This window comes from Nostoc sp. PCC 7524 (genome assembly GCF_000316645.1).
Taxonomy (GTDB): domain Bacteria; phylum Cyanobacteriota; class Cyanobacteriia; order Cyanobacteriales; family Nostocaceae; genus Trichormus.
Genome location: NC_019684.1, coordinates 5,081,115 through 5,102,161 on the forward strand (window position 1 = coordinate 5,081,115; position 21,047 = coordinate 5,102,161).

A 21,047-nucleotide genomic window follows, 5' to 3' on the forward strand; every position below is an offset into this window, starting at 1 on the left:
CCTTTGGGAATTATACAGCTAAAAGCAGCTGATTGCGGTGGATGTGCGAGAGATGAAATTTTGTGAAGTTTATGGATACTTCTGCATCTACTTGCGGAGTCGGTTGGCTCCCTGGATTTGGAACTTCACCAGCAATCATTTCCAGCATAGACAGGATTTGTTCAGGACGCAATAAAAATCCGTCTTGGCGACAACTACCCAAATAACGCAGGACGGCTGTAGATTCTGCTTCATGGTTGTTAGTTGATACTAATTCTAACTCAAACAACAGTGAGCGCAGATTTACAATTTTAGTTTTCCCTGACTTGGTGGTTTGCTCGCACAAAATTTCATCTTGAGTGGTAATTGCATCAATCCAAGTTTGCCATTGTGCTGGTGTCACATTGGCTGGGGCTGTAACAGTAATCAAATACTCTGCTTTTTCCAACAACTTATTAGCGGCTGGAGCTTTTAAGTCTACCTGTTCTACACGATATACAGGGATATCTTGGGGTAGTTCCTGAGCGAGTTTTTGGTGAAACGTATCCACGTCTATCGGCTCAGTTAACTCAAAATCGACAATCTCACCGCTACTGGTAGCTCCCAATGCTAAGGCACTAGCAACAGCAATTCTGGGACTGGGATGGAATCCGCCTGTATAAGCTACTGGTAAGCTAGCTCGCCGCACCACTCGGTCAAACAAGCGTAGCAAATCCAGGTGACTCAGCAAGGCCATGTCACTTTGTTTACCAAACCAAACTCGTAAGCGTTGATTTTTAGCTGTGTTGGGAACAAACTCACCAGCAAAGTCTGGGATGTCCGGTGGTTCAATAACAATGTTATGACCAAAATCTGTGCCACATACGCCACAGTGAGAACAGCCTTCAAATGAGCAGTCTGGGACAACTGCCGCTTCTAGAGCGCGTTGTAGGTCTTCTTTGAGCCACTTTTTGTCAATGCCGGTATCTATATGATCCCAGGGGAGGGGGGTGTCGAGGGATTGGGGATTGGGGAGTAATTCTCCCGTCTCTGCCTTGTCTCCTTTGCTGTCTTCCTCTGATGCAGAAAACAGATTCCATTCGCCGTTTTCGACTTGGCGGTATTTCCAATCTAGACCAGCTTCGACGATCGCCTCACCCCAAGCGGCAAAAGCTTTATCTAGGCTGTCATACCACGAATCCATACCTGCGCCTAATTCCCAGGCGCGGCGGACTACTTTACCCAAACTGCGATCGCCTCGCCCAATAAAGTCTTCCATTGCTGAAATCCGGACATCTGTGAAATTAACTTTCACTCCTCGGATGCGGCGGAATGCTTGTCTCAATAGGTCTTGCTTCCGCCTAAATTCGGCAGTAGAAACTGAGTGCCACTGAAATGGTGTATGGGGTTTGGGGGTAAAGTTAGAAATCGTCAAGTTGAAGTTGAGGGGTTTTCTACCTTTGCCTCGACATTCCCTTTGTAACCAGCTGACTGTTTCCACAATCCCCAACACATCGGCATCTGTCTCTCCAGGTAAGCCGATCATGAAATATAGCTTGATTTTATCCCAGCCTTGTACCCAGGCAGTTTTGACACCTCGTAATAATTCTTCGTTGGTTAAACCTTTATTGACGATATCCCGCATCCTTTGCGTTCCTGCTTCAGGGGCAAAGGTTAACCCACCTTGGCGTGTACCACCAAGGATATTGGCGATGTTTTCATCAAATCTATCTACACGTTGGCTGGGGAGTGACAGGGAAATATTTTCATTTCTTAATCGATTTTTAATTTCCATCCCTACAGCCGATAGGGACAAATAATCGGAACAACTCAAAGACAAAAGGGAAAACTCATTATAGCCAGTCGCTCTCATCCCCTGTTCAATGGCATCAACCACTTGCTCTGGTTCTACATCTCTGGCGGGACGGGTGAGCATTCCCGGTTGACAAAACCGACAGCCACGGGTGCAACCACGACGAATTTCAATTGTCAGGCGATCGTGTACGGTCTGGACGTAAGGGACTAGCCCGATAGAATAAGCTGGAATGGGGGTAGCGACTCGGCGCAAAATCCTTTGGGGAACATCTGGACGTAGCGGCTTGACTGAGCCATCCTCTGCCATATCATAAAACTGCGGCACATACACCCCAGGAATTTGTGCCAAGTCCAGTAGCAGATTTTCCCGACTTAATCCTGCTTGTTTACCGTCTTCCAAAACCAAACCAATTTCTGGGAGGAGTTCTTCACCGTCTCCCAAGGCGAAAAAGTCAAAGAAGTCGGCGTAGGGTTCAGGATTTGATGTTGCTGTTTGCCCTCCGGCGAATATGAGCGGATAATTGCCCTGGCTTCTTTCTTGCCATGTTAAGGGTATGCCAGCTAAATCCAACATTTCCAGAATGTTGGTTGCTCCTAATTCATAACTCAGACTAAAACCTAAGATGTCAAATTCTTGGAGTTCTCGCTTGGACTCGACAGTGAATAAGGGCGTATTGGTTGCCCTCAGTTTACTGGCTAAGTCTGTACCTGGTAGGTAGGCGCGATCGCATAATTGTCGCGGCTGGGCATTCAAAATGTTATAGAGAATGATATGCCCTAAATTGGATGCTCCAACTTCGTATACTTCTGGGTAAGTCAATACCCATCGTATTACTGCCGTATCCCAAGGTTTATGTACTGCCAGCCGTTCGTTACCCAAATAACGTGCTGGCTTCAAGATATCCGATGTGATTAATTTTTCAAATGCAACAGCCACTGTGCTAACTTCGAGCTACTTTAATTACAGCTACTCACCTCCAACATTAGCATTGATTAGCTCTTGCTGTCGGCTTTCTTGCTGTAACTTACAACTCCTTTACACTCGCTTGCTCAGAAACCATAGCTCGTGTTAGCATACAGTGCCGTATTTGTAAATAATTATCTTACTGCCAACTAATTTTTCTCTTCACATATTTGAAAAACTTGATCTAATTGGGTCAATTCAAAAATAATTTTAATAGCTGGAGAAACTGCATCCAATCGGAAACCCTTGCCTAGACTCTGAGCTACTTTGAGGGCAGAAACTAAGGCCATTAGTCCAGAGCTATCTAAAGATTCCACTTGGCTTAAGTCTACTGACAGGCTAGAAACATCATTCTGAGCCAAAGTTGTAGACAAATCTCGCTCAAATTCTAAGGCGTTGGTGGCATTCAAGTACCCTTGAGGACTAATAACTACACTTTTCGGACTCTCTACTACTGCTTGCATATGAACATCCTAATTAGAGTTATTGAACCGTGAAGCTTGAATTTATTTGAACATAAACTGTTTGCTTTCACATCGACCATATGTCCTAAATCTCTTTGCTAAATCTTTATTTTTTGACAGGGCTTGTTTAAAGATTGTCATAAATCCAGGGTGAAATGTGTTTATATATACATTTTTTTCATTAAAGTTACAAAAAAATCGACATGGTATAGCCCAAAAGCAGAAGTCAGTCCAAGCGTCATCCACAATTATGCAGAAAAGTCAGGCTGAACTACGACTACAACAGATTCAGCCAGAATTCCGTAATTGGTCAGGTGTATTTATCGCCGTTTATTGGCATGACTATTGGTAAATTTAACCAGGAATTATCTACCGAACTAATTTGTGATCTAAATCACTGGTATTGCGGAATTTAGATCACATTTTATACTTAACTTCATCTTCGATAATTTAGTATCACCGAATGCAGGTTCATTACTTATGAGAACTAAATACGTAATTCGTCAGTTGGTAGAAAAAGCACTTGATATTAAAAAATTAACTCCAGAAATAGAAAATGAAATCAACTCAGAATTGACGGCACAAGGCTATATATCTGATGTGGATTACGAAGCCCTGGAATTATTAATGTCTGAGATGGATGCCGGACGTGTTCAACTGGTTCCTAGTTGGGGATACTAAATCTAGCCATCGTCTCAGTATTTTTCTCTATAAAAACTTAATTTCGCCAATAATGTAGAAACACTCAATTTGAGAATTGCTGAGTTACAGCAGCGTTTTGATTGCTGGTACTTTTTGATGATGGTTACTATTTAGTTACAAGGTGTGCATTAAACTGTGCTAATGAGCATCCACTTTTGCATTAGTAACAAGTCGCCATGCAGCCTGCTAAACGTTTACAAAAAATTCCTCCTTATCTATTTGCTGAAATTAACCGTAAAAGGGAAGAACTTGTTGCCCAAGGAATTGACATCATTAATATGGCAGTAGGTGATCCAGATAAGCCAACTCCTGCTCATATTCTCCAGGCAATGCACGAAGCGATTGATGACACTGCCAATCATAACTATCCACCTTATCAGGGTATGCAAGCATTCCGTGAGGCCGCAGTTAAGTGGATGGAACGGCGATTTGGGGTAATGGGATTAAACCCTAATTCCGAAGTGATATCTTCCATTGGTTCCAAGGAAGCAATACATAACACTTTTTTAGCCTTCGTAGAAACGGGGGACTATGTACTGATACCAGATCCGGGTTATCCTGTGTATCGAACTGCTACCATCTTTGCTGGGGGCGAACCTTTTACCATGCCCCTGAAGGCAGAGAATAATTTTTTACCAGATTTAAATATTATTCCGGAAGAAGTAGCTCGGCAAGCAAAAATCTTGTGGATTAACTACCCCAATAATCCAACCGGGGCTTTAGCAACTTTAGAGTTTTTTGAGGAATTAGTGGCGTTTTGTCGGCAGTACGATATCTTGTTGTGTCATGACCATGCTTACTCAGAAATGGCTTACGATGGCTACAAACCGCCAAGTGTGTTGCAAATTCCGGGTGCTAAGGATGTAGCAATTGAGTTTCACAGTTTGTCAAAGTCCTATAACATGACAGGTTGGCGGATTGGGTTTGTGGTAGGTAACGCCGATGGGATTAAAGGGTTAAGCCAAGTCAAAACCAACGTAGATTCAGGGGTATTTAAAGCCATCCAAAAAGCTGCGATCGCAGCTTATGCCACTGATGAAACCGAACTGCAAAGCTTGATGTCAGTTTACCAAAATCGACGTGACATAGTGATTCAAGGATTGCAAGCTTTAGGTTGGCCGATTGCACCGCCAAAAGCCACTCTGTACATTTGGGTTCCTGTACCTCCAGGATATACCTCATCTGAATTTGCCAACTTACTGTTAGATAAATGCGGGATTATGGTTCCTCCAGGCAATGGTTATGGCGCATCAGGGGAAGGTCATATCAGAATTGCCCTCACCATTCCTGATGAACGCTTACAAGAAGCAATGCAAAGAATGCAAGATGCCGGAATTCGGTATGCTTAGGGACTGGGGATTGGGGACTGGGGCTGGGGATTGGGGACTGGGGACTGGTCATAGGGTATGGGATTTCTCTCCCCCTGCCTCCCCTGCCTCCCCTGCTCCTCTGCCCCTCTGCTTCTTCCCTACTCCCTACTCCCCACTCCCTCCTGATAAGCTTGCCAAAGTTGATGAATAAACTGATGGAGTTGCTGCTTGGCTAATGTGTCTAATTCCGGCTTTGGTTCTTTGACCAAAATCTGACTCAACAGGGTAATCACCTCAGTATCTAGGGCTGGTCGAAACAACTCACTAGGCCAAAGTAGGTCAGAACCATCTCGGAGGTCCGTAATTGTTGGCTGTTCTGGGGTATGAGTGACTAATAACAGTGGGCGTACCCAGCATAGTTGGCGGGAAACCACAAATTGAATCACTTCTGCATATAGATTCCTGTCACTATGCTCTAAAGATACAATTTGTCCTGGTTGAAATTCGACACTCATGTTGATCAACACCTAGCTAGGGCAATAGCACGGGTTATTTTGCGGTTTCCTGTACCTTTATTCTAAAAGTGAGAGTACAGTATTCCCCAAAAAAGTTGTAGATTATCGGCAGCAAAATTTTGATCTGCCATAAAGTTTTGGTAAAAATGCTATAAAATAAGTGAATAACTGTTAAGCGATCGCTAGTACAGAACCTCTGTTGTAGTAAATCAAAAATCAAAGAGCAAAAGCTGTGTCAGTCGAAACCATTGAGAAGCGTTCCACAACCCGTAAGCTCGCGCCTCGGTATCGTGTTTTGCTCCATAATGACGACTACAACTCTATGGAGTATGTTGTGCAGGTACTACTAACCACAGTGCCGAGCCTCACCCAGCCCCAGGCTGTTAGCATCATGATGGAAGCCCATACCAACGGGTTAGCCCTAGTCATTACCTGCGCTCAAGAACACGCAGAGTTTTATTGTGAAACGTTAAAAAGTCATGGTTTAAGCAGCACAATAGAACCTGATGAATAGTTATGAGTCATTAGTCATAATCTGGAATTATTGATTTATGGCTCTTTGACTCAACTCAGTATGAAAATCAATCTTGTCAATTTAGCTCAACGCCCTGCCCCTATCCGGCTGGGTTGTTTTATTTTGGCTTTATTATTGTTATGGTTGCCCATAGCCGCACCAATTTATCTGTTAGTGGATGATCCTAACTTAGTCAGCATATTGACAATGGTGTTGCTATATGCAGAGTTTATTATGCTGCTCAGGCTATGGGGTCAAAATGTCTATCAGCAACCTCAAATTTTGTGGAACTATGGCTTACAATTCACACGGCGTAACGGTGTAGAACTGCTATGTGGTTTAGTTCTAGGAATAATTAACATTACCATCTTATTTGGGCTACAAGGTTTTTTGGGTTGGTTAGTGTGGCAGCAACCGCAAGTTTTTTTACTCAAAATAGTTTTAGAAGGTTTTATTGTCGGCTTAGGTGTGGGTTTTGCAGAAGAGTTACTATTTCGTGGCTGGTTGCTGGATGAATTAGAACGTGACTATAGCAATAGTGTGTCATTGTGGACAGATGCTGTAGTATTTGCCGCGTTGCATTTCATCAAACCACTAGAAGCCATTATTTATACTCTGCCCCAATTTCCCGCTTTAGTATTGCTGGGGTTAACGCAGGTATGGGGAAAACGTTGGCGGAGGGGACGCTTGGGCTTACCAATAGGTTTACATGGTGGTTTAGTTTGGGGTTACTACATTATTAATGTTGGAGGATTAATGAAATATTCAGGACAAGTTCCTGATTGGGTAACGGGTATAAATCAAAATCCCCTACAAGGAGTGATGGGGGTAGCGTTTATGAGTATATTAGCCCTATGGATGCGGAGGCGGTGTGTGAAAGGTTAATTATGATTAAATGGATGGCGATTTTACTACTATTGATATTTTCTTTCTCTGACACCTCTCCAGCTTGGGCTATGGTATGCCGCAATTATGAAGATCATCAGATTTGCATTCTCAGTATTAAGCGTAGTGCAAAAAAATATTGGGAGTATCAAGCGGCTGTAAGTGTTGATGGAGTGAAAACACCTGTTGAAATTTACAACTGTCGCGGCAGATTTAAGCTGCAAAGAGATAGGACTGTAATTCAATTTACGCAGAATAGCCCCGGTGAGATGATTTGTAGTTTCTTTAAAAAGTAAATCGGCGGGAGAAAACCAAACTATATGGATAAAAATGAACCAGGCTAAGGAGACTTTAATACTTAGATGTACTTGTTTATATGAATTTATGTAAAATTTTTGGAATTTCTCCCCAAAAAGTTCTCTGCTATGTCATCATAGAAAGTGAGAGTTAATTCGGTTAATAGCGTTTGTTTTTAGTATTGACAGGCTTTTTGTTTTTGGTATTTACAAACTTTTCTCCGAAACTTAAATCTCTACACATTTATGATTTCGGAGACAATTTATGTCAGTTTATGTAGGCAATCTTTCTTACGACGTTACAGAAGATAGTCTCAATGCTGTGTTCGCAGAATATGGTTCTGTCAAACGGGTTCAGTTACCTACAGATCGTGAAACAGGTCGTGTACGCGGCTTTGGTTTTGTGGAAATGAGTAGTGATGCTGAAGAAACAGCTGCCATTGAGGCTCTTGATGGCGCAGAATGGATGGGAAGAGACTTGAAAGTAAATAAAGCTAAACCCAAGGAAGATAGAAATTCTTTTGGTGGTGGCAATCGAGGCGGCTACGGTGGACGTAACCGTTACTAAGGTTAACGGGTTTAGCTACTTGAGCTAATCCATTAGTTGAACAAGTTAATTTAATGTATTAGAGGCTCAAGTATTTATGCTTGAGCTTTTTTGGTTAAAACCCACATTCCGCACCCATAAGTATCACAGAGTGAAATAACGGAGAAGAAACATCGAAGTGAGAATAAAAACAGACATACTGAGTGTCAAAAGACATTTGAGTAACAATAAACCAGCAAAAATGGCATCAAAACCTATTCTCAATAAGTACCAATAAGAACTAAGGGAATAGGAAGGAGTGAGAGATAAATAAAAGAAGACGTTGAAGAGGAAAATGATAAATTAGACTCATAAAGCCTGCGAAAAACCTAAATTATTGGCAAAAAGAAAAAGAGCTATGAATCAAAGAGATTAGCTCATGATATTGGAGAAATAAAATTAATAGAGAGAAGAGTTAGCTGGCTAATTGATAATAAATTAAACAATCATCAGGTAAAAGATTTAAGAGGGTGTTTGAAAAGTCAGGTATGTTGTAAAAAAGCTCTCTCAGTATACGCTGTGAATAGATAATCAACAGCACCGAGAGAGCGACATGAGTAAAGCTTACCCCAGTAACCTGAGCCTCGCACAATATGAATTTCTTAGCGACTTGATTCCAGAAGGGAAACCGGGTGGTCGTAAGCGTGAAGTCGATATGTGGGAAGTCCTGAATGCAATTTTTTACATCCTGCTAGAAGGAGTGAGATGGCGATGCCTACGGCGGGCTACGCCTACGCTACCTGGGGACTTTCCTACGAGAGCAAACAGTGTACACATATTTCCGAAACTGGCGTAAAGACGGGACATGGTTGCACATTCACGATAGTCTCCGAGAGTGGACGAGAATCGAAATTGAACGTCATCCGAGTCCATCGGAAGCGATAATTGATAGCCAAAGCGTCAAGAGTGCGGCAATGGTGAGTCAATCAGTAGGCTTTGATGCTGGCAAGAAAATCAAAGGACGCAAGAGATTTATGACCGTTGATACCTTGGGGTTAGTGCTGCGGGTTTTGGTAACAGCAGCCAATGTCGGTGAGCGAGAAGGAGGCAAACAAGTTCTCCAACGAGTTAAACAGTCTCAGCCACAATCTCGGTTAACCACCATCTGGGTTGATGGTGGCTTTGATGGGGAACCGTTCATGCAGTGGGTCATGAATTTTTGTCGCTGGATTGTACAGGTGGTGCTGCGACCAGAGCAAAGCAAGGGCTTTGTTTTACTCAAAAAACGTTGGGTGGTGGAACGCACTTTTGGCTGGTTCATGGGATGTCGGCGATTGGTCAGAGATTATGAATTATTGCCCGAAACCTCAGAAACTTTTATCTATCTTGCAATGATCCGTATTATGGTGAAGCGATTGGCTTAATTTTTGACTCCCTAAAACTTTTCAAACATCCTCTAAGATAAAGTCTCTTTCGGGATTCCAATTAGAGATGTGTTTTTCATTCTTAAATTTAACTAAATGAATAGACTGAAAGCATTGAAAAATCCAGCGTAAAGTGGGGCGGTCAGTCGATTTACCTAACTGATTCTTAATTGTTGATTGAGATTTTCTGAGTGCAGTCCTGATTTGACGTTGAGCCAAGGTATAAACTAGCAGACATAAACCCATAATCATTGCCAATGACTCTATTCTCTCTGGACTTTTGAGGAAAATACTGTCGGCAAAAAATAATGGGTCTTTCAGGAAAGCAAATCCTCTTTCACAAGACTGCTGGGCTTTATATTCATTCAACATCGAGTCATTGCTAAGTTCATTTAAATCTAAAACATTAGTGGCAATAATGAAACGTCCTGCACCCAGAACTTCTGTGTTAATTTTACTTTCGTCCTGGGAAACTGTCGCTGATATTTGGTATGCTGTTTCTACTTGATTATCTTGATTTTTGAACTTGATTTCAGTAACTTGGCTCGACTGAATTTGATGGTATTTAAATTGTTTTGATAGTTTGGTTAATGCCTTGACAGCATCAACCTCACAAGCAAATTTATCTTTTGATAATTCTTTTAACTCAAGAACAGCTTTCGATTCAGCTTTCGTAATTTTTTGTGAAAGTTTACGCAGGTCTGATGCTTTTCGCTCTTGACTTTGCACTACCAACCATCTTTGCTCTATTCCTGCATAACTTACAATTTTTGCAGCAAATTTATATCCTGGTAAGTTACTATCAATAAATTCTGATGCTGCTAATGTTGATATTAATGATTGTGCTGCTTTAATGGTTAATGGCACTCGACATAACCAACGTAAATCCGACATTAATTTCAGATTTGATTCTGTGTATAAAGCCGAGTCTGCAACTATGAGACTATCAACTTCTAATTGTTTTTGATACTCTACTGCTATTTGACCAAAGCAGGATGAGTCAGCTTGATTTCCAGATGCTAATTTTAAAAATATTGGTATATCTCCATCTCCCGAACATATTAGTTCTATGATAAATTGTTTTAAGTCTGGTCTATGGTCACGGGAATAGCCATAGGTGATGGTAATCTCTTTTGGTGATTTTACTACTAATTCTTCTGATTCTTGGGTATTTCCTATTTGTTGATTCTCAAATATTACTTCTGGTAATCTGGTGTTGTACTGCCCATGTACGTGCATTGATGACGAATCTAAATGTGATGATGACAGAGATACACCAAATTTTTGGGCAGCTTTTAAGGCAATGATAGAAAATATTGTATCCAGTCCTTTGATAAATAGTTTATCCATGACTCTTCCCAGCTTATCGTCGTTGAGATATTCTGGTTTTACTCCTACTCCCATTAAATGCTCACAGGCTATTGTTTCAAAATATTTGGGAAACATATATAAAGGTTTGGATACAAATCCTAACCCATTCAATATCATGGCTTTGACAACATGACCTGAACTGATTTTTTCTCCTTTTTCAACTCCTATTAATTCATTGATTATTTCTACTAATCCTATCCTATCTATTATTCCTGCTACTATCCCTAGATGGTCTATGTTCTGAATTTCCATTTCTTGGGGTGGCAATTGCACAACAGATTTCTCCACAGCTTCTGTTGTGATTTTCTCATTTATCTTTTTATGAGCAATTAATTTTTTTCTCTGAACTTTTCTTTTCCTTTCTTTTATCTCTGCGGCAAAACTTCACTTTCTCACTCCCCCTGTCGATTTTAATGCAACTTATTCTCATTACCTCTCTTAGCAATTGAATTGACTTTAGTTCTTGTGTACTACTTTGCTGGCTTTGCTTGATGTGTGACAGTTAGGGTGCGGAAGGTGGGTTAAAAAAATTAGAAAAAGCTCATAATAGTAGCATTTCTAGGAATTTCCAGAGATGCAAGATATTGTCTATCTACTGAGTTAAGAAACTTTTTCCAGCAGGGTACCTACTATGCAGGCTTTGTCTAAATTAACGCCTTGCAAGTTCACACCTTCTAATTCTGCACACAGTAAGTTTGCTCCTGTTAAATTTACTCCTGCCAAATTCGCCCCGCGTAAGTCGGCTTCTTCCAAATTTGCCTCACTCAATAATGCCCCTTGCAAGTCAGCACGGCTTAAGTCTGCACCCTTAAGATTAGCACCTGTCAAGTTAGCACCCCTTAAGTCAGCACCACGCAAATCGACTCCTTGCAAGTTAACATTCATTAAATTCGCACCACTCAAAAAAGCGCCAGCTAAAGATACTTCGCTGAGTTTCGCACCCATCAAGCTAGCACCCCTTAAGTTACTACCTCGTAAGTCTGCGCCTGTTAAATCTGTTTGCATCAAGTTAGCTCCCATCAGGTGCGCCCGCAAATCTGTTGCTTGGAGATTTGCCCCCATTAAATTTGCGCCTTGTAAATGCCCTCCTTCGAGTTTAGAGCCTGAAAAATCAGTGCCTACAAGGTTAGCGCCTGCTAGATTGATGTTGCTTAAATCTAGTTGAGAGAGTTCCTCATCTTCTAAATTAACCCCTGGTAGTTGTTTAAGTTTTCCTTGTTTAATGGCTTCTATATTCATCGGCGGTAATTACTCATCTCCTGATTCGTTTGGCTATGGCTATCCCATCGGGAATCCAGTAGCCATATACCTGTGCTGACTTTGGTTGTCATTAGAGGTAAGTCGAGTCCTTGTTGCAAGCCCATGACTAATAAAGTGAGGGCATCTACCAGTTTAGGGTCAAAGCGATCGCACTGTTGTTTACATTCTGCCAAAGCTTGGGTAAATATCTCTTCTCGACTCAGTTGAGAAGTTTTCTTCTGATTGACTTGCCCCTGAAACTCGGTAACTAAAGCCAAAATTCTTGACTCTAGGGGAATTTCATCGCTAGCTAACCCGGCTGGTTCTCCTGTACCATCCCACCATTCGGTTTGATGGGTGATAATTTGAGCCACTGCCCGCAGTCTGGGCATGGTTCGCAAGACTTGCGCCCCTGGAACTAGAGGACAACTCAAGGGTAAACTTGGGGCTGTTTCTTCATGGCGTGTGGATGCGCCAGGCGTGAGAACGCTTTTTGTTGTACGGAGTGGATCTATGCGGTGTAATAATGCTGCTAGTTTTAATCGCTTAATTTGCCATGCAGGTAAATCTAAAAGTTGCCCCATTATTTCTGCTAGGGCGGCAACTTCTGCGGCGGCGGCTGGGTTGTTGACATCCGCTAAGTCCATCAATTGAGCCATCCGCAAAAATGCTTGCACTTCGTTGGAAATGAGGTTGTTATCTAGGGCTTGTTGGCGTAGTGCTGTAGAAATTGATAATTGCTCTTTCCCGGTTTGGAGGTAATTAACAACGCGGGAGACGACAGCACTCAAACCTTCTGAGGTAATTACAGACGGTGAAATAGTCTGTTGCAAAGTTGTCAGTTTTTTCGCTAATTCTGGATTGTAGTGCTGAATGTGAGCGATCGCCAACTCTGCCGTTTCTTGCACCAATTCTGGTTCAAATGTCCATAAGCCATAGAATTTGCGCTCTAAATCCGAATTAGGTACTCCCCCTGCGCCATAATCCGCAGCCGACAACTCTTGACAAAGTACCATTGCTGTGTATTTTGGCGATAGGATGATTAAGTGCCATTCTTGCGCTACCGGATCTGATGTATCTAATCCTACTAAGTCTACACTTGGCAATTGGCTAGTGGGATGTTCAGCAAAGCCTGCATCCGGTGCTGCCATGATCACAATCTGGCGGCTAGACTTGGCAATGTCTGCGTATCTTTCTGCTTCTTGCAAATACCACTTTCCCCGTTGGAAGGCAGTAATTACCAAAGGTGTGCTGTCATCGTTTAGGATATGGTCTTCTAAAGCATGGCACAAGGCAACAAGGGTATTTTTGTAATACACTCCGAAGCGAATCGGCCTGATACTCTGACGATGGGCTGTTTCCAGTTTTTCTAAAATCGAACCTTTTAACATAGGATTTGGACACAAGAACAGCAGAGGAAGCAGGGGAGTAGGGGGAGATGAGGGAGATGAGGGGGACAAGGGAGAATTTATTCTTAATACCCAGTCCCCAGTCCCTGTCTTTTATGATACGCCAGCTAATTGTTTCTCTTTCGTTTCAATCGGTGCTGACAGTGCCTCTTCTAAATCGGCACAACCCAACTTCTGTTCTAAGATGTTCATGACTTCCCGTCCAAAGTCATTGGGATTTTGTCGCCAAGCTTGTAGGCACACTTCGCCAAAAAATGAACCCAGGGGTTCAGGATTCCAGAGAAGTTTTTTGGCTGTCCATGGCATCAAACTCATGGGATTATACCCTGGTTTGAGAATCCCTTCTTTAAAGGCATATTCTTCTAAGTGGGTGTGGGGTTGCAAGCCGATGAAGAAGATAGCTGGCTCAACTTTATCCGCGCCAAAAATCTTTTCGAGTTCGCGGTGGTAGGCGATAGTTTGGCGAATTGTTTCGGGGCGTTCGTCAATCACGTTAAAGGAGTAATTGACGGAGACTAAATCGTTAAAACCAGCTGCTTTCAAATCACGGCAATTTTGCAAGACAGTACGTAGATTATACCCCATCCGCATTTTTCGCACGAGTTCTTGAGAACCGCTAGTAATACCGATTTCAAAGTAATTCATCCCGGTTTTTGCCATCAAATCACACAACTCTGGTGTTAAGTTGTCGGCTCTGATGTATGCTGCCCAATGAATATCTGTCATCCCGGAATCGACAATTTTTTGTAAGAGTTCTACAGCATCGTCGATGAATCTCCGGGCGGGGATAAATTGGGCATCCGTAAACCAGAAGTTGCGAACCCCACGATTGTACAGTTGGCGTATTTCCGCCACTACTTCATCGGCTGGATTAATGCGTACCTGTTTACCTTCAACCACGGTGTAGACACAGTAACAGCAGTTATGGGGACAACCACGCTTAGTTTGTACACCAATGTAAAAGTCTTTGTCTTGCAGGTAATAGTTAAACTCTGGCCAGATGGTTTCTATGTAATCGTAGTTACAGGCACTTTTTTCTAGGGGAGTAGGTTGTTCGTGAATTAGTCTCTGGCGTGGTTTATCTTCTCCCACAACATAGCAGCGTTCATCGCGAAACTCTTTCCCACTGAGGAATTTTTCCAGCAAGGTTTCGCCTTCACCTACAGAAATAATTGTTCCTGAAGGTAAGCTTTTACCCAACTGTTCGTAAAATACGCTGACTGCACCACCACCAACAACAGCACGGGCATCATGATGATATTGGCGGGCGCGTTTTAAACCGCGTTTAATCAATCCCAGGTTGCGCCATAACTCTACATAGTAGGCGATAAAAATTCGCAAACCACCCAATGCTCCCCGCAATTTAATGAGGGGATTCTTGGCATAGTAAAATTCAAAGGCATTTTGCAGAGGGTTGCCACCCCGTCCCCCCACTGGAGCATAAATTTGAATATCCCGCCAGGAGAATACTAATACAGTTGGTTGAAATTCATCAATACAACTATCTAGTGCCGAGGCGTAGTCTAGAGGTGGAACAGTTCCCAAATCAAAAATACGCTGTTCGATATTGGGAAAAATCTTGTGGACATGATCGCTCAAATAAACAACCCCAATGGGAAAGATGGGGTTACAAGGAAGGCGAACATAGAGGATTCGATTTTCCATAATCGGTGTTTTAACTTCCATCTTGCCGTTTGTCGGGGAAATTGTCAGGAAAGATTTTAGATAGTCAAGTAAGGGTTGATTTTACCAGTTGCTCAAGTCATACTTGACATTTACACAGATTCTTGATAAATGGATTTACTTGACATCAGTAATATAGATGAGGTTTTATGAGGAAAATTTTCATATATCTTTACCATAACATTGAGTTCATGCGTTAAGCGATGATCCCTCTGGCTAAGTTTTAGGCATAGATAAAAACAAATCATCACTATATTGACTTTAAAATAATGGCTTGTTGGAATTAACTATTGATGAGTTCAAGAATAAAATTCAAAAAAATTCTTTTATAGTGTATAATTATTCCTTAGTAATAATTTTTTATAAAAATTTCATAACTTGAACATACCTTTAGATAGAAATAACGTAGAAAATTTCAGTTGGTAGTCGGAGTTACAGCATATGGGGATCAGCAAGTGTTAACTTTGCTGGTGTAATGTAAAATTGTGGCGTAAAGCTCCTCAGCAGTTATGGCTCAAATACTAGATCCTCTACCACCTGAGCAATCAGGAAAAATTCTATGCTGCTACGTCAATGCCACGAGCAAAATCCAGGTTGCTCGCATCTCCAATATTCCGAACTGGTATTTTGAAAGGGTGGTTTTTCCTGGACAACGCCTCGTGTTTGAAGCTCCATTAGAGTCTCAGATGGAGATTCATACAGGGATGATGGCAAGTGCAATTTTGTCGGACACAATTCCGTGCGATCGCTTGATCATCAACGAACCAAGCAGTAGTGAGTTTAATACAGATGCAATAGGTACAGACCCTATTAGTACCAAACCAATTGTGAAGTCAAAGAATACAAAACTCAGTGATACAACCAAACCCTTAACAACAGCTGGTTTAGCATCAATTGATTAAAAAAATAATTTTGTTCAATTTAAGGGTTGCTGAATTCAGCAGCCTTTTTTATTTTTAGTCAATAATCCATAGTTAAGAATTATTCTCCTCTGCTCCCCTGCTCCCATGCCCTCTGCTTCTTTGCCCCCCATCTTCTCTAAAATAAATACTTATGCACCTACCTTCATTTCTCTGGTTATGGAAAATAGCTGCTTGGTCGATGGGATTGTCGATACTGGCTTATTTACTGTTAGCGGTTACAGGGGTTTGGATGTGGCGGGTGAGAAATGATCGGGATGTCACTAATTTTGAGCAGTTTAGAAGCAGCGCGCAATGGGCTACGCCCCACCTCTTCTGCGGTTCCCTACGGGTATGGCGATCGCTCCACTATATCATCGGCATTAGCATGGTCAGTTTAGTGTTGCTACTGCTGGCTATAGGTATTGTTGGCACTTTAGGTCACTTTGGTTCTTTGGGACACTCGCCACACTTGGCAGCTGGGTTAACAGTGGTGGTATTAGTTCTAGTGTCGGCTGCAAGTGCAACACAAATTGGTGCTAGACGACCTTGGGCTAGACCTTTACATATCAGTGTGAATATGATTTTATTCTTAGGTTTTACTTGGGTGTCACTTACTGGCTGGAGCGTCGTGCAGAAGTATTTACCTTGAATTGGGGACTGGGGATTGGGGATTGGGGATTGGGGATTGGGGATTGGGGGATGAGGAAGCAGGGGAGCATAGGGGAAAAGATGCCCAATGCTCTGTGCAGCGATGCCAGTTAGACTAAATTTAAGAGCTTATATATTGATGATTGAGCCGTGACCATAAACTCAGTTGATACTTCAGCATCTATTTTTCGTTTATCTCCTCTGATTCGGATAACGCTGTTGAGTCTTTATGTAGCACTCACAGCACCATTACCTTTTTTAGCCGAAGCAACAGCCGCACCCACACCTCCTGCTTTGTTATGGGTGGGAATTTGCATCGGCTTTGTTGGCTTATATGCAGTGTTGACTGAACGAGTTATTATAGATGATCAAGGAATCCAGGTTTCTTATCCTGTTTGGGTTCCTAGCTTCTTCCGTAAGGGTTGGTCTTTACCTTGGTCAGATGTTAAACAACTAAAACCTCGTTCTACTGGTCAAGGTGGATTAGTTTATTATTTTCTTAGTCACGATGGCAAAGCTTATTTACTACCAATGCGAGTAGCTGGATTTGCCCGGTTAGTAAATATAGTCCAGGCTAAAACAGGTATAGACACCACAGATGTTCGCCCTTTGGCGCAGCCGTGGATGTATTTGATTTTATTAGGATTTACACTATTGCTATTGTTGGTAGATGGCTGGACTATCACTACAGCTTTAGCTAATTAGAGATGGGCATAGCCGACGACAGTTGCCTTAAGTCGGGAAACCCGCCCACAGCACTGTCTCCCCAACGCAGTGGCTCCTCCCTACTCCCCACTCCCCACATTAATGACAGTCCAATTACAACTAGAACAAGTTAATTTGTTCGCCAAGCTCAAAACTCAGCTTCAGGGATACCCGATTTTGCAGGATATTTCCTTTGAGGTTTTCCCTGGAGAACGTTTAGCGATCGCTGGCCCTACTGGTGCTGGTAAAACCTCTTTATTACGCTTAATTAACCGCCTCTGTGAACCCAATAGTGGCAAAATTTATCTGGAAAATCAAGATTATCGCCAAATTTCGGCGATTAAACTCCGCCAGATGGTGACACTGGTATTACAAGAGCCAAAACTACTGGGGATGACAGTCCAGCAAGCTTTGGCGTATCCTTTAGTTTTGCGTGGTTTGTCTAAACAGACGATTCAGCAACAAGTCAATCATTGGACAGAACAACTGCAAATTCCCAATGATTGGTTAGGACGTACTGAATTACAACTTTCGGTAGGACAAAGACAGCTAGTAGCGATCGCTCGTGCTTTAGTCATTGAACCGAAAATTCTCCTGTTAGATGAGCCAACTTCTGCTTTAGATGTAGGTACAGCTTCCCATCTGATGCAAGTCCTCACCCAGCTTACTCAAACTCATCAAACTACAATTTTGATGGTCAATAATCAATTGGATTTCACCCAGATGTTTTGTCAGCGGCTATTGTACCTACAAAAAGGACGTTTATTCACAAATCAAACCGCCTCCATCATTGACTGGGTTGGCTTGCGAGAAAGGTTGATGCACGCCCAAGTTCAAGCAGATGAAGAATGGAGTCAGTAAAAGCACTCAAAAGTTAAAAATCAAAAGAATGAAAGTTGATTTCTTTTGAAATTTTGTTGTGTGATTATATCAATTGAGGAAGATACAAAAAAACAGAAGGATGTGAAAAAAGATGAAACGTGCAGAAATCTTTTTCCCCCTGAATGTTAAATTTTACCTTGACTTTAGCGATCGCCTCATACTCTCTGACAGAGAAGTAGACGCAGCACTGCGAGATTTGGAATTGTTAAATTTTCAATCCAAAATCTCAAATTTCAAATCTAAAATTCTCTGTCTCCTGCCTAATAGCAGATTGTTGTCTATGATATTTTCCCACTCAGGGTTGAGCGTGGATTACTAAATCTCTCCTTTGCTAACTTGGTTGGTGTTTGCGGAGGATTCGCGTTCAAAATTTCCATGTTAAATCGGTATCCCACGTTACGAATAGTTTGAATCAGGCTAGGTTGACGGGGATCAAGTTCTACTTTTTTCCGTAGAGATAAAACATGAGTGTCAATGGTACGCGGATTATCAATGGCATCCGGCCAAGCACGGCGTAACAATTCCGATCTACTTAAAGGCACTCCTCCAGCTTGTGCCAAAACATACAGTAAACTAAATTCCTGCGGAGTCAGGTCAATAAACTCCCCTTGGAAGCGGACACGGCGCTGGACTAAATCAATTTGCAAAGTGCCGTAATCTAAATACGCTGGTGCAGTTGGTGTGCGTTTACGACGAACTAATGCCTCTACCCTAGCCAAAAACTCTTGCATTCCAAAAGGTTTACTCAAGTAGTCATCAGCTCCCGCTTTCAACCCGGCAACGATATCTGCTTCGTTGCTACGAGCAGATAGCATTAAGATTAAAGGCTGTTGCTGACGATGCAACCAACGGCAAAACTCGATGCCGTCGCCATCTGGCAAATCAGCATCTAAGATTACTAAAGTCGGTTGATGGCTTAAAAAGGCTTCTCTTGCTTGATAAATGCTAGCTGCTTGATGTACCCTATATTCCAACTGTTGCAAGTGCCAGCCTAGTAACGACCTCAGATGGGGATTCCCCTCTATGATTTCAATACAAACCGAACCCACGGCTGCAAGACCCCTTAGCATCAATGAATTTCAAAGTAACAAGCCCATGCTCAAGGTTTTGTAGTCTTTGTTACTCCAATTGCAATTCTCCTGACATTGACTCAGAAAAATTGTTGGCAATCTGGTTCATTCCTATTTTGCCCAAGGCGAAGTTAGTAATATTCTTAAATTTTTGTTAGACTTAATCAAAAGTTCTTTCGGAAAAATTTCCTACTTTTGAATGAGGGCAACTTGCATAAACTTGATTACACGCCAAGCTAACTTCACTCTGGATGAATTAATACTTATTCCAACTGATCCAGTCAGCCTGCTACACCGAAAAAAAGTATAAAAATAGCTTATGAGATAATCTAATTGCGATGCTTCTGGAATAGGATCTAACTATACTGTAGATGCTGGAGATATTGCCACAGAGGAGATCCAAACAATTGTTATAGATGTCAAAGAATAACTAACACTTCACATTTTAGTCGGAATCATTTACAATTCTCATTCCAAAGAGATCAACAAAGCAGTTATGCTCCAAGACACACAAACCATCCGCTATTACCAACGAATTACCGACGCCTTCGCCGAGTTATGGAATCGCGGTTATCGCACGGATGACATGAGGATGTATTTGGATGGCTATCTAGCCGCACTGCGACACAGCAACGTGATAGAACCTTACCTGATTCATCGTTTGGAGGAAGAAGCAAGTCGCTACCTGTACGATGCCTCAAATTTTGTTATGGTACAGCCTCAACCCCAACCGCAGCATGATTATTACTAAATCCTGCTCAGAGGTTATGACAGCTTCCATATATAACGCAGATGATTATAGCATATTATCTGCCTAGGTCAAGCACTCGGCTGGTGTGAATTTTGGGAATCTAATCAATAATTGTCAACAATTGATCAAAATAACCCCTCAGATTCTGCACATTTGTGCTAATTAATTATTCTGAGGGGTTTTTAACTATGCCCAGCACGGCAAATATACAAATTTATTATAGCATTGATAATTTAATTTAATTAATTGCCCTTGAAATTGGAGCATGATCACATTTCCTAATTTCCAGGGCAATTAAAACAAGATGAATGGCAAATATTATGAAGCTAGTGCTACTTCTACCATTTGCTGTAACTCACCCTTTTGGTAGAGTTCAATCATGATATCGGAACCACCGATGAACTGACCATTGATATATACCTGGGGAATTGTCGGCCAGTTGGAATATTCTTTGATACCCTGACGAATTTCGTAGTCTGCCAGCACATCAACTGTTTCAAAGGGAACGCCCAGAGTATTGAGAATCTGCACGACGTTGTTAGAGAAACCACATTGAGGCATCAACTTGTTTCCCTTCATGAAAACCATAATTTTATTTTGTTGAACTAAGTTATCAATTTTCTCTTTGGTTTCTGGTGTCATGGCCTTTGGGTTTCCTAGTGTTGTTAATAGTTAAGAGTCGATAGTAGCAATAGTCAATTATCATGGTTTAATCAGTAAACCTGGAATATTTGACTATTGATTCTAGGAAGCGGCTGTTGCTTGCCAAGCTTCGGGAGTGTAGGTTTTGAGTGCCAAGGCGTGGATAGCTTCAGTGGACATAGCTTGTTGCAACGCGCCATAGACTAACTGATGTTGTTGCACCAGCCCTTTACCTGCAAACTGCGATGAGACGACAGTCACCTGATAGTGATCACCACCACCGGTCAAGTCTTGCACCTGAACCTGAGCATCTGGCATTTCCGCTTTGATCATTGCTTCAACCTGTTGCGGAGTAATCATCGCAATTCCTAA

22 protein-coding genes and 1 pseudogene are annotated in these 21,047 nt (G+C 42.0%); 13 read left to right on the forward strand and 10 right to left on the reverse strand.

Annotated elements, in window-relative coordinates; translation table 11 throughout:
• Nucleotides 1-10 precede the first annotated feature (10 nt).
• Both NOS7524_RS20580 and NOS7524_RS20585 read right to left on the reverse strand, forming a co-directional pair.
• Nucleotides 11-2,710, reverse strand: coding sequence for a TIGR03960 family B12-binding radical SAM protein (locus NOS7524_RS20580; protein WP_015140410.1), 2,700 nt, complete (start codon nt 2,708-2,710; stop codon nt 11-13).
• Nucleotides 2,711-2,886: 176 nt separating this feature from the next.
• On the reverse strand, nt 2,887-3,201 hold the full coding sequence (locus NOS7524_RS20585; protein ID WP_015140411.1) for an STAS domain-containing protein: 315 nt from the start codon (nt 3,199-3,201) through the stop codon (nt 2,887-2,889).
• 157 nt (nt 3,202-3,358) lie between these two features.
• Between NOS7524_RS20585 and NOS7524_RS29625 the strand changes: the two genes are divergently transcribed.
• From NOS7524_RS29625 to NOS7524_RS20595, 3 genes are all read left to right on the forward strand, one after another.
• A complete protein-coding gene (locus tag NOS7524_RS29625) occupies nt 3,359-3,553 on the forward strand; it encodes a hypothetical protein (protein WP_144050896.1) in 195 nt (64 codons plus the stop codon).
• A gap of 128 nt (nt 3,554-3,681) precedes the next feature.
• Complete coding sequence (locus tag NOS7524_RS20590) at nt 3,682-3,882, forward strand: hypothetical protein (RefSeq protein ID WP_015140412.1); 201 nt, start codon at nt 3,682-3,684, stop codon at nt 3,880-3,882.
• A gap of 197 nt (nt 3,883-4,079) precedes the next feature.
• Nucleotides 4,080-5,252, forward strand: coding sequence for a pyridoxal phosphate-dependent aminotransferase (locus tag NOS7524_RS20595; RefSeq protein ID WP_015140413.1), 1,173 nt, complete (start codon nt 4,080-4,082; stop codon nt 5,250-5,252).
• Between the two features lie 119 nt (nt 5,253-5,371).
• Here the strand turns inward: NOS7524_RS20595 and NOS7524_RS20600 are convergent, their stop codons facing one another.
• A complete protein-coding gene (locus tag NOS7524_RS20600) occupies nt 5,372-5,728 on the reverse strand; it encodes a hypothetical protein (protein WP_015140414.1) in 357 nt (118 codons plus the stop codon).
• 232 nt (nt 5,729-5,960) lie between these two features.
• On the opposite strand from NOS7524_RS20600, the gene clpS reads away from it, so the two are divergent.
• The 5 genes and pseudogenes from clpS (at nt 5,961) to NOS7524_RS20625 (ending at nt 9,373) form a co-directional block, all read left to right on the forward strand.
• Nucleotides 5,961-6,242: an ATP-dependent Clp protease adapter ClpS gene (clpS, locus tag NOS7524_RS20605; protein WP_015140415.1), complete on the forward strand. Its 282-nt coding sequence runs from the start codon at nt 5,961-5,963 to the stop codon at nt 6,240-6,242.
• A 60-nt stretch (nt 6,243-6,302) separates the two neighbouring features.
• Nucleotides 6,303-7,127, forward strand: coding sequence for a CPBP family intramembrane glutamic endopeptidase (locus NOS7524_RS20610; protein ID WP_015140416.1), 825 nt, complete (start codon nt 6,303-6,305; stop codon nt 7,125-7,127).
• Nucleotides 7,128-7,129: 2 nt separating this feature from the next.
• Complete coding sequence (locus NOS7524_RS20615; RefSeq protein ID WP_041555400.1) at nt 7,130-7,423, forward strand: hypothetical protein; 294 nt, start codon at nt 7,130-7,132, stop codon at nt 7,421-7,423.
• A 265-nt stretch (nt 7,424-7,688) separates the two neighbouring features.
• A complete protein-coding gene (locus NOS7524_RS20620; protein ID WP_015140418.1) occupies nt 7,689-7,991 on the forward strand; it encodes an RNA recognition motif domain-containing protein in 303 nt (100 codons plus the stop codon).
• Between the two features lie 571 nt (nt 7,992-8,562).
• A pseudogene (locus NOS7524_RS20625) lies at nt 8,563-9,373 on the forward strand (IS5 family transposase).
• Nucleotides 9,374-9,394: 21 nt separating this feature from the next.
• Here NOS7524_RS20625 and NOS7524_RS20630 read toward each other — a convergent pair.
• From NOS7524_RS20630 to NOS7524_RS20645, 4 genes are all read right to left on the reverse strand, one after another.
• Nucleotides 9,395-10,996, reverse strand: coding sequence for an IS1634 family transposase (locus NOS7524_RS20630; RefSeq protein WP_083882662.1), 1,602 nt, complete (start codon nt 10,994-10,996; stop codon nt 9,395-9,397).
• 348 nt (nt 10,997-11,344) lie between these two features.
• Complete coding sequence (locus NOS7524_RS20635) at nt 11,345-11,983, reverse strand: pentapeptide repeat-containing protein (protein ID WP_015140420.1); 639 nt, start codon at nt 11,981-11,983, stop codon at nt 11,345-11,347.
• On the reverse strand, nt 11,980-13,374 hold the full coding sequence (locus NOS7524_RS20640) for a DICT sensory domain-containing protein (RefSeq protein ID WP_015140421.1): 1,395 nt from the start codon (nt 13,372-13,374) through the stop codon (nt 11,980-11,982). Before NOS7524_RS20640 ends, NOS7524_RS20635 begins: the two co-directional genes overlap by 4 nt.
• A 111-nt stretch (nt 13,375-13,485) precedes the next feature.
• Nucleotides 13,486-15,078 (reverse strand): photosystem II high light acclimation radical SAM protein, encoded by a 1,593-nt coding sequence (locus tag NOS7524_RS20645; protein ID WP_015140422.1) that lies wholly within the window; start codon nt 15,076-15,078, stop codon nt 13,486-13,488.
• A 506-nt stretch (nt 15,079-15,584) separates the two neighbouring features.
• On the opposite strand from NOS7524_RS20645, the gene NOS7524_RS20650 reads away from it, so the two are divergent.
• The 4 genes from NOS7524_RS20650 (at nt 15,585) to NOS7524_RS20665 (ending at nt 18,191) form a co-directional block, all read left to right on the forward strand.
• Entirely contained in the window at nt 15,585-15,977 is a 393-nt protein-coding gene (locus NOS7524_RS20650; RefSeq protein WP_015140423.1) for a DUF1830 domain-containing protein, read from the forward strand.
• 151 nt (nt 15,978-16,128) lie between these two features.
• On the forward strand, nt 16,129-16,626 hold the full coding sequence (locus tag NOS7524_RS20655; protein WP_015140424.1) for a DUF4079 domain-containing protein: 498 nt from the start codon (nt 16,129-16,131) through the stop codon (nt 16,624-16,626).
• Between the two features lie 149 nt (nt 16,627-16,775).
• The gene (locus NOS7524_RS20660; RefSeq protein WP_015140425.1) at nt 16,776-17,330 is read left to right on the forward strand and encodes a hypothetical protein; all 555 of its coding nucleotides are present in this window, start codon (nt 16,776-16,778) and stop codon (nt 17,328-17,330) included.
• Between the two features lie 102 nt (nt 17,331-17,432).
• Complete coding sequence (locus NOS7524_RS20665; protein WP_015140426.1) at nt 17,433-18,191, forward strand: ABC transporter ATP-binding protein; 759 nt, start codon at nt 17,433-17,435, stop codon at nt 18,189-18,191.
• 299 nt (nt 18,192-18,490) lie between these two features.
• Here the strand turns inward: NOS7524_RS20665 and NOS7524_RS20670 are convergent, their stop codons facing one another.
• Nucleotides 18,491-19,261, reverse strand: coding sequence for a response regulator transcription factor (locus tag NOS7524_RS20670; protein WP_041555876.1), 771 nt, complete (start codon nt 19,259-19,261; stop codon nt 18,491-18,493).
• 517 nt (nt 19,262-19,778) lie between these two features.
• Here NOS7524_RS20670 and NOS7524_RS20675 point away from each other — a divergent pair.
• The gene (locus tag NOS7524_RS20675) at nt 19,779-20,033 is read left to right on the forward strand and encodes a DUF6761 family protein (RefSeq protein ID WP_015140429.1); all 255 of its coding nucleotides are present in this window, start codon (nt 19,779-19,781) and stop codon (nt 20,031-20,033) included.
• Nucleotides 20,034-20,351: 318 nt separating this feature from the next.
• On the opposite strand, the gene grxD is transcribed toward NOS7524_RS20675, so the two are convergent.
• Together grxD and NOS7524_RS20685 are read right to left on the reverse strand one after the other, a co-directional pair.
• A complete protein-coding gene (gene grxD, locus NOS7524_RS20680) occupies nt 20,352-20,675 on the reverse strand; it encodes a Grx4 family monothiol glutaredoxin (RefSeq protein WP_015140430.1) in 324 nt (107 codons plus the stop codon).
• A gap of 102 nt (nt 20,676-20,777) precedes the next feature.
• Entirely contained in the window at nt 20,778-21,035 is a 258-nt protein-coding gene (locus NOS7524_RS20685) for a BolA family protein (protein WP_015140431.1), read from the reverse strand.
• Between the last annotated feature and the right edge of the window lie 12 nt (nt 21,036-21,047).